This is a genomic window from Amycolatopsis sp. cg5 (assembly GCF_041346955.1).
Lineage (GTDB): Bacteria > Actinomycetota > Actinomycetes > Mycobacteriales > Pseudonocardiaceae > Amycolatopsis.
In genome coordinates, this window is the sequence record NZ_CP166849.1 from 4,295,383 (window position 1) to 4,307,397 (window position 12,015).

At 68.0% G+C, this 12,015-nt stretch carries 13 protein-coding genes; 5 read left to right on the forward strand and 8 right to left on the reverse strand.

Going from position 1 to position 12,015, the window contains the following annotated elements; translation table 11 throughout:
• Window positions 1–3: 3 nt before the first annotated feature.
• The 3 genes from AB5J62_RS19295 to AB5J62_RS19305 form a co-directional block, all read right to left on the reverse strand.
• A complete protein-coding gene (locus AB5J62_RS19295) occupies window positions 4–384 on the reverse strand; it encodes an MmcQ/YjbR family DNA-binding protein (protein ID WP_370949624.1) in 381 nt (126 codons plus the stop codon).
• 95 nt (window positions 385–479) lie between these two features.
• Window positions 480–1,388, reverse strand: coding sequence for a hypothetical protein (locus AB5J62_RS19300; RefSeq protein WP_370949626.1), 909 nt, complete (start codon window positions 1,386–1,388; stop codon window positions 480–482).
• Window positions 1,389–1,478: 90 nt separating this feature from the next.
• Window positions 1,479–2,906 carry an FAD-dependent monooxygenase gene (locus AB5J62_RS19305; RefSeq protein ID WP_370949628.1) on the reverse strand — a complete coding sequence of 476 codons (1,428 nt, stop codon included), beginning with the start codon at window positions 2,904–2,906 and terminating at the stop codon, window positions 1,479–1,481.
• A gap of 107 nt (window positions 2,907–3,013) precedes the next feature.
• On the opposite strand from AB5J62_RS19305, the gene AB5J62_RS19310 reads away from it, so the two are divergent.
• Window positions 3,014–3,979, forward strand: coding sequence for an Lrp/AsnC family transcriptional regulator (locus AB5J62_RS19310; protein ID WP_370949630.1), 966 nt, complete (start codon window positions 3,014–3,016; stop codon window positions 3,977–3,979).
• A gap of 67 nt (window positions 3,980–4,046) precedes the next feature.
• The gene (locus AB5J62_RS19315) at window positions 4,047–4,415 is read left to right on the forward strand and encodes a CPCC family cysteine-rich protein (RefSeq protein ID WP_370949631.1); all 369 of its coding nucleotides are present in this window, start codon (window positions 4,047–4,049) and stop codon (window positions 4,413–4,415) included.
• Here the strand turns inward: AB5J62_RS19315 and AB5J62_RS19320 are convergent.
• Together AB5J62_RS19320 and AB5J62_RS19325 are read right to left on the reverse strand one after the other, a co-directional pair.
• Window positions 4,406–5,191: an endonuclease/exonuclease/phosphatase family protein gene (locus AB5J62_RS19320; protein WP_370949632.1), complete on the reverse strand. Its 786-nt coding sequence runs from the start codon at window positions 5,189–5,191 to the stop codon at window positions 4,406–4,408. The two genes, AB5J62_RS19315 and AB5J62_RS19320, sit on opposite strands and share 10 nt — an antisense overlap.
• Before the next feature lie 70 nt (window positions 5,192–5,261).
• On the reverse strand, window positions 5,262–5,933 hold the full coding sequence (locus AB5J62_RS19325) for an HD domain-containing protein (protein WP_370949634.1): 672 nt from the start codon (window positions 5,931–5,933) through the stop codon (window positions 5,262–5,264).
• A gap of 243 nt (window positions 5,934–6,176) precedes the next feature.
• Between AB5J62_RS19325 and AB5J62_RS19330 the strand changes: the two genes are divergently transcribed.
• Complete coding sequence (locus AB5J62_RS19330; RefSeq protein ID WP_370950298.1) at window positions 6,177–6,863, forward strand: alpha/beta hydrolase; 687 nt, start codon at window positions 6,177–6,179, stop codon at window positions 6,861–6,863.
• On the opposite strand, the gene AB5J62_RS19335 is transcribed toward AB5J62_RS19330, so the two are convergent.
• Together AB5J62_RS19335 and AB5J62_RS19340 are read right to left on the reverse strand one after the other, a co-directional pair.
• Complete coding sequence (locus AB5J62_RS19335; RefSeq protein ID WP_370949636.1) at window positions 6,841–7,452, reverse strand: hypothetical protein; 612 nt, start codon at window positions 7,450–7,452, stop codon at window positions 6,841–6,843. The genes AB5J62_RS19330 and AB5J62_RS19335 overlap by 23 nt on opposite strands.
• Window positions 7,453–7,705: 253 nt before the next feature.
• Entirely contained in the window at window positions 7,706–8,575 is an 870-nt protein-coding gene (locus tag AB5J62_RS19340) for a LysR family transcriptional regulator (RefSeq protein WP_370949637.1), read from the reverse strand.
• Between the two features lie 99 nt (window positions 8,576–8,674).
• On the opposite strand from AB5J62_RS19340, the gene AB5J62_RS19345 reads away from it, so the two are divergent.
• Window positions 8,675–9,280 (forward strand): dihydrofolate reductase family protein, encoded by a 606-nt coding sequence (locus AB5J62_RS19345; protein WP_370949638.1) that lies wholly within the window; start codon window positions 8,675–8,677, stop codon window positions 9,278–9,280.
• A 51-nt stretch (window positions 9,281–9,331) separates the two neighbouring features.
• Here AB5J62_RS19345 and AB5J62_RS19350 read toward each other — a convergent pair whose 3' ends face one another.
• The gene (locus tag AB5J62_RS19350) at window positions 9,332–10,234 is read right to left on the reverse strand and encodes a sporulation protein (RefSeq protein ID WP_370949639.1); all 903 of its coding nucleotides are present in this window, start codon (window positions 10,232–10,234) and stop codon (window positions 9,332–9,334) included.
• A 278-nt stretch (window positions 10,235–10,512) separates the two neighbouring features.
• On the opposite strand from AB5J62_RS19350, the gene AB5J62_RS19355 reads away from it, so the two are divergent.
• The gene (locus tag AB5J62_RS19355) at window positions 10,513–11,985 is read left to right on the forward strand and encodes an APC family permease (RefSeq protein ID WP_370949640.1); all 1,473 of its coding nucleotides are present in this window, start codon (window positions 10,513–10,515) and stop codon (window positions 11,983–11,985) included.
• Window positions 11,986–12,015: the final 30 nt, after the last annotated feature.

The window sequence follows — 12,015 nt, forward strand, 5'->3', positions numbered from 1 at the left end:
AACCTACTTCGCCGACTCGTCCGACAGCGCGATCCACTTCAGTTTTTCCTGCTCCCGCTTGGGAAGCTGAGCGACCACGAGGTCGTAGGAATCCTCGACCATCTCCCGGATCAGCTGATCCGGCACCGAGCCGTCCAGCACCACGGTGTTCCAATGCCGCTTGTTCAGATGGTATCCAGCGGTGATCGCCGGATGAGCCGCGCGAAGCTGGACAGCGAGATCGGGGTCGCTCTTGAGGCTCACGCGCAACGGTTTCGCGCGCAACGGGGCGAGCGCGAAGATCCTCCCCGCCACCTTGAAGACGCTCGTGCCTTCGTCGAACGGGAATTCCTCGCGGGAACCGGGGAAGTCCGAGCACAGCTTCTTAAGCGCGGCAGGCGTCATGGCCCGAGAGTAACTTGGAGCGGGGTCGTGAGTGTTTTCGCCGGTTAGAACCGGCCGTACCACTCACGACCCCCACGCCGAGCCAACGATCGCGCTCAGTTTCCGCAGATCGCCGAGACGTTGACCGACCCTGGGCTCGCCGAGTCGCTGCGCACGTAAGTCCGCCAGCCCTGCGCGTCCGGGAAGGAATCGGTCACCCGGTCCCAGCCCGCGCCACCGCCGCCGACGATCCACGTGTTGTCGGTGCAGTACACCGCGGACGAGCCGAGCTGACCGGGCGGCACCGACTGGTCGGGGCCGACGATGAGGCGCCAGTTCTGCACCCCGATACCGCAGGTGGCCACCGCCACGAGCGTGTGCGGCACGCCGTCGTCGTTGCGGATCGAGGTCTGCCACCACAGCGGCGCGCCATAGGTGATCCCGGTGCTCATCCGGACGTTGAGGCTGTCCGTGGTCCCGCCGCCACCGAGTACCCGATACCCGGACGGGCAGGCTACGAGAAGGTTCTCGGTGGCGCCAGGCGCGACTTCCTTCTTGATCGAGGTCTGCTGGTACGACTGGAGATTCCGGAAGCAGACGGTGAACACCTTGAACGTGACCGCGGTGGAGCCGGAGTTGTTCACGGTGACCGCCCAGCCCGAGCCGTCGGCCAACGGGTAGGTATTGCGAAGGGTGACAGTACCGGCGCCGCTGGGGTTGGACTCGCCGCCGCCCGTCGCCTTCATGCCCTCCGGGCAATACGCCCAAGCGTTGTACCAATTCCCAGGTTGCAGCGTCAGCGGGCCGTAGAACATCGTCACCTGACGCTCCACCGCTTCGCGACCCGCCGTTCGTGATCCGGCGATGCGGGCAGGCGGGGTGACAGCGGCGCCGGGTTCGACCTGCTCGACGCCACCAGCGCCGAGCCTCGCGGTGCCGGGCTTGACGTCGGCTTGGGCTGACGGCGCGAGGCAGGAGCTGAAAAGCAGGATCAGGGTGCCGGTGAGAATTCGTCTCAACCGCATCGGACGACCTCCTGGGATCGACGGGATGCGTTCAGCGTCACCCGGATCGATCTTCGTCACCAGGTACGGTCGCTCAGCCGAAAGTGCAGATCAGCACGCCTCGCCGAACCAGTGGCCGAGCGCCGGTTCGAGCTCGTCCGGGTCGCCCGCCCAGCACACGTAACCGTCCGGCCGGATCAGCATCGGCTCGCCACCGGCGCCCTGACCCGCGCGAACGACCCGGTCCTGCCACAGATCCGCGAGCTTGGCGAACCTGTCGGCCGGGTCGAGCAGGACGCCGTGCCCACGCCGCAGCAACTCGTGCGACCGCATCGGGCCGAGGTCCCGATCCGGCGCGGGAAGGCCGACGAGGTCATCGCTGCCCGGCATCGGGTAGCGGATTCCCATGCCGGACAGCATGTCGTCGAGGTGATACTGCACGTCTCGCAGCCGCGTCAGGTCCGCGAACAACTCCCTGGCGGCCAGCAGATCCGGATCGCAGGTGCCTTCCTGATCCATCAGCAGGCTCTGTGCCTGGACGTTGCGCAGCACCGCGGCCGCGACGGGATGCCGTTCGGCGTGATAGCTGTCGAGCAGGTGGTCCGGCGCCCACCCGTGCACCGCGGCGCCGAGCTTCCAGCCGAGGTTGACCGCGTCCTGGATCCCGGTGTTCATCCCCTGCGCGCCGAACGGCAGATGGACATGGGCGGCATCGCCCGCCAGGAACACCCGCCCGTGCCGATACCGCGCGGCCTGCCTGGCCGCGTTGGTGATGCGGCGCGCGTAGCGCAGTTCGAGCAGCCGCACCCGCGAGCCGAAGACGGCACTCAGCCCTGTGCGGATCTCGTCCTCGGTGACCGGTACGTCTCGCGGCACCGACCGGCCCGGCCCACCCAGCGAGAGCCGGCGCAACGGCCTGCCCGCCGGATCGGTGCCGAGCGGGAACACCGCCGCCCAGTGCCCGTCCTCGCTCCGTGTGTGCGTCGCCGGGTCGCCGTCCAGCCGCACGTCGGCGGCGACCGTGGTCACCGTGCCCGGCCTGCCGGGGAACTCGGCGCCCAGCAACGACCGCACCGTGCTGTGCCCGCCGTCGGCCGCGACCAGGAAACGACTCCGGATGGTCTCGCCGTTCGCGAAGGTCGCGGTGACTCCGTCGGCGTCCTGGTCGATGCCGGTCACCTCATGGTCGCGCCGGACATGGATGTCTTGTGCGGCAAGGTTTCCCTCCAGGAAACCTTCGATCACCACCTGCGGGATGGACCGCCACGGCCGCTGATGCCGGTCCCGGGTGAGCGGGAGCGTGAAACCGGCGAAATGGACGGTGCTGATCGGGTGATTCCCGGTGTCCAGCAACGGTTCCAGCAGGCCCCGCTGGTCGAACGCCTCCTGCGTGCGTGATTGCACACCGCCCGCCTTCGACAGTGTGACCCGGTGCGGCAGCCTGTCGACCAGCACGACCGGCACCCCCGCCACCCGCAGTTCGTTGGCCATCGTCAATCCGGTCGGCCCCGCGCCGACGACGAGCACTTCGGTGTCCATGTGTCCTCCCCTGATCGGTCTCGCTCACGACGCTCCACCCGTGGGCACGGACGCGCCAGCAACACGGCCTGATGCGCCGACATCCGACACGGATTACGCTCGCGACAGTGGAATCCGACTCCGACGAGCTGGACCGGCGGCTCGTGCACGCGCTCCAGATCAACGGCAGGGCCCCGTTCAGCCTGATCGCCGAAGTACTCGGCGTCTCGGACCGCACCATCGCCCGCCGCTACGCCCGGCTCCGATCGGCAGGCGCGGTACGGGTACTCGGCGGCGTCGACCCGACAGCGCTCGGCGCGGTCCTGTGGCTCCTGCGAGTTCGGTGCGCGCCGGCCGCCTCGCTTCCGGTCGCCGAGGCACTGGCCCGGCGCCCCGACACGTCCTGGGTGAGCATCACCTCCGGAGGCACGGAGATCACCGGCACGGTCCGCACCGAGAGCGAAGCCGACAGCGAAACGCTGCTGCTGGCCAAACTTCCCCGCACCCCACGCGTGGAGAGCGTGACCGCGCACTCCGTGCTGCACACCTTCTACGGCGGTCCGGACAGCCTCGTCGCCAAGCTCGGCTCACTCGACGAGACCGAGATCGAGCGGCTGAGCCCGCCACCTGTGTCACACCGGCCCGGACCGGTACGCCTCGACGACGGCGACCGCAAGCTCCTCGCCGCGCTCGCCATCGACGGCCGCGCCGAGTTCGAACACCTGGCAACGCTCACCGGCTGGTCACCGACCACGGTCCGCCGCCGCATGACCGAGCTTCGCGAACGCGGCGTCCTCTACCTGGACATCGACGTCGACCGAGACCTGTTCGGCCTCGGTGCCCGAACGCTGCTCTGGCTCTCGGTAGCACCGGCGCGCTTGGCGGAAGCGGGCACCGCACTGGCCGGCCACCCGGAGATCGCGTTCGCCGCCGCCACGACCGGCCCGACGAACCTGTTCGCGAGCGTGATGTGCGCCGACCAGCGCGCGCTGTACCGCTACCTGACCACGTCGGTCGCCGCGCTCCCGGCGATCACCCACATCGAGACCGCGCCGGTGATCAAGACCGTCAAACAGGCCGCGAACCGGATGTGAAGCGTCGCGAGAACGACCGTCACGCAATTCGGCTGCGACGTCGTCGATGACCGGGCACCATAGCCGCATGTCCGATTTCCCATGTCCGTGCTGTGGACATCTGATGTTCGACGAGCCGCCGGGTTCGTACAGCATCTGCTCGGTGTGCTTCTGGGAGGACGACAGTCTCCAGCTCCGCTGGCCGGATTGGGCCGGTGGCGCGAACAGGCCTTCGCTCATTGAGGCGCAAGACAATTACAGGCGGCTTGGTGCATGCGAAGAGCACTCGCTGCCGCATGTGCGTTCTGCTCGGCCTGACCAGTCCGTGGAACCTGGGTGGAGGCCGATCGACTCGACCGTCGACAGCTTCGAAGCCAAGGCTACCCAGGACGCTCCATGGCCCGACGACCTCGAGGTCCTGTACTGGTGGCGGCCGACTTTCTGGCGTCACCCCTGAGTGGCCGGAGGCGCCGTGGTGGTCAGGGTGGCCAGCCAGCCGGGGTGATCGGTCGTGCCCATCATGTCGATCTTGGTGGTCTGGCTGAACGCCAGGTCATCGCTGGCGAACACGTGCTGGACGTCGTCGTCACCTCGGCGGGAGAACCCGGGTGGGGCGCAGTCCCGCATGCTGGGGGAGCCCTGATCCTTCAGGTTGAAGTCGCCGACAACGACGACCGGCCGCGGATAGCTCGCCGCGCGGCGCATCAGGTCCTGGCATTGCGCGAGCGCGGTCGGCGCGTTGTCCGCGGACAGGTGCGTGGTGCAGGCGCTGAGGCCGGCCGCGCGCAGACATGCCCAGGACCGCAGCTCCCGGTAGCCGTCCGCGCCCGTGTACTGGGCTGCATAGGTACCGGTCTCCTCGGCGGTGCCGGCGAACCTGCTTGAGACCATGATGATGTTGCCGTACTGCTGGCCGCTGCCACGGCACAAGGTGGGCGTGCCATCGAGGTTGCGTGCCGCGACGAACAGGGCCCGCGCGGGCCCCATGGCCGTCCGCAGCCGGTCGAGGTCTCCCGAACATGCCTCGTTCACCGACAGCACCTGCGGCCTGCCAGACCTGATCACTTCCTCCGCCTTGGCAAGCACAGAGTCACCTCGATAGCAGGCGGCCGTGCCACCGTGGCAGATGTTGAGCTGGAGCACGCTGATCGTCGAACCGGCGCTCGTAGTTTCGGTACATGCCGCCGACGTCGGCATGATCAGGATCCCGAGCACCGCCAGGACAGTGCTCACGCGCTTCATGGCAACGACAAAAGCAGAACCACCCGCCCAGCACAACACTCCGAAACCGAGCGATCGGGCGTCAGCCTCCGAGGCCGTGTTCGACGGCCAGCTGCCCGAGGGTGATCGCGAGCTTGTCGAGTTCGGCGGCGGCCGTGGCTGTGCTGATCGAGGGCGGCACGGCGGACAGCCCGTCGGCGACGATCGCGACGACCGGCAGGTACTTGCCCAGCAAGCGCAGCATCTTCTCGTCTTGGCCATGGCCGAGCTGGTGTTTGATCGAGCCGGCGTTGTCCTTGAGATCGCTGGCCTTGATGAGCAGCGCGTGCGAGCCCGACTCGGCGAGAACAGTGATGTGCTCGGCGTAGGTGATGCTGACTTTTCCGCCGTGCGTACCGGGATTGGTGACCTCGCCTACCCAGTCTGAGACTCGTGCGCCGTAAAGCCGCGTAAGGCAGTCGAGCGCCGATTCGCTGGTCTGCCCGAAGATCTCGAGCAGTTCGTCGGCGCAGTCCTCGGCCACGTCGTGCAGAAGGGCGGCCGCGATGAGTTCGGCGTCGTCCACACCCCAGCGGATGAGGCGCAGCGCGACCCTGAGCGGGTGCTCGATGTAGGGGACGCGCGGTAGGTTCCTGCGGGTGTAGCGGGTCTGCTCGCGGTGCAGGAACGATGCCGTCGTCGCCGCCGAGGTGATGAGTTCGGCGTCGTGTGGCATCAGGCGCTGGGTCTCGCGGTCGAGCTCGAAGACGAGCATGGATGAATCCATCTGCTTCAGAGGCACGCGAGGGAAAGTCATGGGTGGAGTGCTCATCGGCGGTGTTCCCCCTGTCTGTGACGACTTCGATCGGCAGTAGGTCCCCCGACGCTGCCCTCGTGGTGAAGAAGGTACCTATGTGGACGGTCGGTGTGTCAACCTCACCCCGTCGCAGTTGAGCAGGTTTCGTTGTGAGGGTGCGTCATCAGCCGGTGGGCATGCCGATCTGGTGCCGGGACGATCCTGTACTTCCACGGCGGCGGCTTCGTGTACGGATCACCCGAGACCGCGATGTCGTTGACCGGCAACCTGGTGACCAGGACCGGGTTCCGCGCGTTCTCGCTCGACTACCGCCTCGCCCCCGAGAATCCCTTTCCCGCCGCGATCGACGACACGGTCAGCGCCTACCGCGCCCTCCTCGACAGTGGCGAGCCGCCGTCGGCGATCGCGTTCGCCGGGGACTCCGCAGGCGGCGGCCTGGCCATCACCGCCTGCCTCGCCGCACGCGACGCGGGCCTGCCCATGCCCGCCGCGGTCGTGGCGTTCTCCCCGGGGCTCGACATGACCCGCACCGGTGAGAGCATGGAAACCAAGGCCGGAGCCGACCCGCTGTTCACCCGCCAGGGCCTGGACCGCAACGCGGCGATGTACCTCGGCGGCCAGGACCCTCGTCAGCCGTTGCTCAGTCCTGCCGTCCTCGCCGACCTCACCGGATTCCCGCCGATGCTCCTCCAAGCGGGCACGAACGAGATGATCCTCGACGACTCCACGCGCATGGCCGCCCGCGCGCGAGCGGCCGGAGTCGACGTCGTCCTCGATGTCACCGCCGACGTGCCGCACGTATTCCAAGCGTTCGCGGGCATTCTCGACGAGGCCGGCCATGCCCTCGACCGAGCGGCGCTCTTCCTCACCCAGCAACTTCGCCACTGACACCGGCAGGCACGCCACGAAGCTCGTCCCTCGAGAGAAAAGCCAACCCCACCAGCCAGCCGAGACCCACCAGCAGCACGACTTCCACGATGGACACCACCAGCAGGCCCGCCGGGCACGGGCCCACGACCCAGAACCCGATCAGCGCGGCGCAGGGCAACACACAGAACGTGAGCAGGTCCACCACGACCTGCACGAAGCGCCGCGCCCGATGGAAGACGCCGACGCGGTGATAGGTCTCCCAGCCGAACACGGGACCGGTGCTGCCGGTGATCTCGGTGGCCCGCGGGGACAGCCGCTCACGCACGTAGCTGTTGGCACTCCCGATCTTCGCGTCGTTCGCCAGGTACTTCCAGCCCAGCACGATCCCCACCGGCGGCAGGAGCAACAGCACCGCGGTGGTGCGCTGACTGATGGTCGCGGCAAGGATCGCGCCCATCGCGGCGATCGTCGTGTACACCAATCCGTCGCGATGCTGGATGCGGTTGCGCTGCTCGGACTTGACCTGGTCGTACTCGATGAGGACCAGCTTCAGTTCGGACTCGGCAGTGGAATTCGAGTCGGTTCCGGGTAACTCGGGTTGAGCCATGCAGGTATCGCTCCTCGGTCGTGCTCACGCATCCAGGGCTCATCACCCGTATCGGAGTCGCGCTGCATGCCTACGCGTTACGCCCCAAGTGCCAGCAGTTCCGAGAGTCACTCTCATACCGCGAGTCGCGCGCTGCCATCGCGGCTACAAATGTGACGCTAGGCCGGAGAACGTCAAACTCCCGGACGTCTGCCGTCGTCCGTGCCGACCGGAAGAAGACGACTGGGTGCCCATCTGTGCTCGGTGGCCGGATTCACTGCGAGCGTGCTTCATGACTGAGCGCGGCCAGTACAGCCGCGACGGCGGGCGGGTCGGGCGGTTCGCCGTAGGTGGCGGCGTGGATTCGGCGGTGGAAGCCGGTGAGTTCGGTGGCGTGGATGTCGGGCCTGCGGTGTGCCTCGAGCGCGAGGCCGGGCAGCGTTGTCACGCCTAGGCCCGCGGCGACCAGGGCCTGCATGACGACCATGTCGTCGCTGTGTGACGCGATCCTGGGCGTGAAGCCCGCCTGGTGGCAAACCGCGTTCAGCTCGCTCAGGCACCGTTCGCAACCGCCGATCCAGGCGGAGTCGCGATGGTCGGCGAGGCTGTCGTCAGATCGCCGGCTGATCAGGTAGATCGGGTCATCGGCGATGTGGACCAGGCGGAATTCGCTGTCGTCCAGCTGGGTGTCGGCGTGCCGGAAGACGAGGGCGATGTCGATCTCGCCGTGCCGCAACAGTTCCAGTGCCTCGACCGGGTGCCGGTCGACCAGGCTCAGCTCGATCCCCGGATGTGCCCGCGCCAGTGCCGCGGCCGCCGCGGGCACGATGGTGCTGAGCGCGGAGGCGTTGGCGGCCAGCCGGACCCGCCCCGCTCGCAGGCCGGCCTGGGCCGCGAGTTCGTTGGCCGCCGCGTCGACCCGGCCCACGATCTCCGCGGCCCGGTTGGCCAGCAGCTGTCCTTCCGGCGTCAGCCGGACGCCGCGGCCGACCCGCTGCAGCAGCCGGACGCCGGTGGCCGCTTCCAGGCGGGCCAGGTGATGACTCACCGAAGGCTGCGAGTAGTGCAGCTCCTGCGCCGCTCCGGTCACTGACCCGCGCCGGGCCACCGCGGCGAGAACCTTCAACTGCACCAGGTTCAGCATGTATCAAGGATATCAATGTGTTCGTCGCCGGGTTGGCATTTGACGTCATGTGACATCCGTTTCAGGCTGACCGGGCAACGACGAAGCAGGAGGACAGCGATGAAGGTGATCGGCGACATCACGATCTCGGCGGACGGCTACTCGGCCGGGCTCAACCAGACCGAGGAACGTCCGTTCGGCGATGACGGCGGTGACGGCTGGGGCGACAAGCTGCACGCCTGGTTCGCCGACGCGCCCGACGAGAACCGGGCCGAGATCGATCAGCTGGGCGCCTACTCGGCGGTCATCATGGGCCGCAACATGTTCGGCCCACTCCGCGGAGACTGGGACCGGCCGTGGAACGGCTGGTGGGGCGACAACCCGCCGTTCCACTGCCCGGTCTTCGTCCTCACCCACCACGCCCGCGAGCCCCAGCCGATGGAGGGCGGCACCACCTACAACTTCGTCACCGACGGCATCGAGTCGGCACTGACCCAGGCACGTGCCGCGGCGGGTGACGGCATTGTCTCCGTACTGGGCGGCGCGACCACCATCAACCAGTACCTCGCCGCAGGCCTGCTCGACGAACTGCGGCTGCACATCGTGCCGCTCACGCTCGGCTCCGGCACCCGGATCTTCGAGAGCGTCCCGCCACTGAAGCTGGAGCAGGCCGCGGCGCGGGCGACCAGCGTGGTAACACACGTGACCTACCGAGTGCTTCGGTGACGACGACTCCCGTTGTGGCAGGACGAAAACGCCCTGCCCCAACGGAGTAAGTCACTCGTCGTCCTCGAAAGCGTCGTCGAGAACCTCGCCGAGCACCATGCCGCCGACCACGCCCGCCGCGGCACCCGCCACCACGGCGCCCATGCCGGGTCCGCGACGCTGGCCGTACCCGTCGTGGTGACCGTATTCGTCGTGATGGCCGTATCCGTGATGCCCGTGCTGGGCCGCCACCCGGTCGAGCCAGTCGCCGATCAGCCGAGCCCACTCGGTGTCGAGAGCTTCCTCGTGGCCGACCGCGAACCGGGCCTGGACGTCGCCACCTCGCCGGTCCGCCTCCAGCACGACCTGAACGCCGTCCCGCTCCGCGACGACGACGAGTTCCACCTCGCTGAGCCGGCCCGCGTACGGACCGGAGGGATAGAACGCGATCTCTTGGTAGAACGGGAGTTCCTGCCGCAGGCCATGCACCCTGCCCGCTTCCAGCTCCACCGATTTGAAACCGAACCCGAGCTGTCCGAACGCGTCGAGCACCGCGTCGTGAGCCGGTGCCGGTGCCACGATGACCGGGTCGAGGTCGCCTTTGTCCACCGCCTTGGCGATCGCCAGCTCGGTGCGCAGCCCCACCTCGATGCCGGGCAGCGCCTGGCCGGTCACCTCGGTCACCGGTGTCTCCCATGGCACGGGCATGGTGAACGGGATGGTGCGCTGCTGCTTGGCCTCGAGCCTGGTCGCACCGGACACGACCACGCGGTGGAACTCCGTCAGTGAACCGGCCCTGCCGCCTCGGACCACCAGTGACAACGCGATGTGCTCGATGTCGGCATCGGCTTCGCCGCCGGTGAGCCGGACTTCGCCGGACAGCAGCCCGCCGGGGTGGCACCGCGACTCGCTCAGCACGGTGTCCACCGACGGGCCGCCGACGCCGAACTTCTGCAGCATCTTCTTGAAGACCATCCGAACTGCTTCTCCTTCTCGGATTCATGGGCTCGCGTCCACTACGGCAACGCGGCCCCACCCGAGGTGGTTCCGGGCAAAGCGAACAATCTGGACAAGTGGCGCCGTTGGCTCCCGAGCACGCCGGCGCCAGTCGCTGGTGGACAACTTCTCCGCGCGTAATGGCGATCACGGCGAGGCGGGAGCCGCCCATACTTCCGTCCGAAAGCACGCCACGGGCGAGAAGTCATCAGCAACATCCGGCCTTCGCGGGCCGCTTGACAACCTTTGGAGCAGTCGTGAGCCGACCGGGTCCGGACACCGGCCATACTTCGCTCGCCAAGAACGTTCTCGGCGTGCCCGGCATCGTGTTCCTCGTGCTCGCCGCGGTCGCGCCGCTGACCGGCATGGTCGTGATCGCGGCGATCGGGATCGCGGTCGGCAACGGCGGCGGCATGGTCGCGGCGTTCATTCTCGCGACGGTCGTGCTGCTGCTCTTCGCGGTCGGCTATGCCCAGATGTCGAAAGTCCTCACCAGCGCGGGCGGCTTCTACGCCTTCGTGGTCAAGGGATTGGGCAAGACCATGGGCCTGGTCGCCGGGTTCGTCGCGATGCTCGGCTACAACTGCTTCGTCGCGGGAGCGATCGGCACCAGCGGGTTCTTCACCGCCGCGGTGTTCAAGGACGTGCTCGGTCTCGATCTCGACTGGAGCGTCTGGAGCGCGATCTCCGTCGTGCTGGTCTTCCTGCTCAGCAGGCGCGGCATCGACGTCAGCGCGAAAGTGCTGGGCGTCTCGTTGGTCCTCGAGGTGTCCATCCTGCTGATCCTGGACTTCAGCGTGCTGTTCCAGCACGGTTTCTCCTTCGACGCGTTCGCCCCGTCCGTGATGCTCCAGGGCGCGAGCGGGCTGGCCCTGCTGTTCGCCGCGAACGCGTTCATCGGATTCGAGGCGACGGCGCTGTTCGGCGAAGAGGCCAAGAACCCCAGGCGGACGATCCCGCGGGCGACCTACATCGCCATCGGGTTCATCGGGGCGTTCGCCGCGTTCACCACCTGGGCCGTGGTCAGCGCGATCGGCGTCATGCAGGCGCAGGGCGTCGCCGCCGCGCACCTGTCGGCCGGTGATCTGGTGTTCTCGGTGTCGCAGGAGTATCTGGGCGGCGCCTTGACCAAGGTGATGATGCTGCTTCTGGTCGTCAGCCTCTTCGCGGCCTTGCTGGCGCTGCACAATTCCGCCACCCGCTACCTGTATTCATTGGGCCGGGCCCGGATCCTGCCCAGCCCGCTCGGCCGGACCCGCGCGAGCAACGGCGCGCCGCAGCACGCCGCGCTCGTCCAACTGGTCTTCGGCTCGGCGGTGGCGCTGGTGTTCCGGCTCGCCGGCCTGGACCCGGTCGCCGACCTCACCGCCAGCATGACCGGCTTCGGCACCCTGGGCATCCTCACCTTGCAGCTGCTCGCGGCCGTCGCGATCCTGGTCCACTTCCGCCGGACTCGCGACCGCCGGGTCGTGAAAACGTTCATCGCACCCGGGCTGGGCGCCGTGGGCCTGGGGCTCATCGTGACACTGGCGATCTTCAACTTCTCGACGCTGGCCGGTTCCAGCAACGGCGTCGTTCCGCAGTTGCCGTGGCTGCTTCTGGTCGTAGCACTGGCAGGACTTCTGATGGCGACGTGGCTGCGCCGATTCCGCCCGGCGATCTACCAGGCGCTGGAAACCGACCTGGAACGCGAACCGGCGGCGGGCGGAGTCGCAGCGACATCGACGTAGAACCCGCGCTGTTGGGTTACGCTCGTCTGT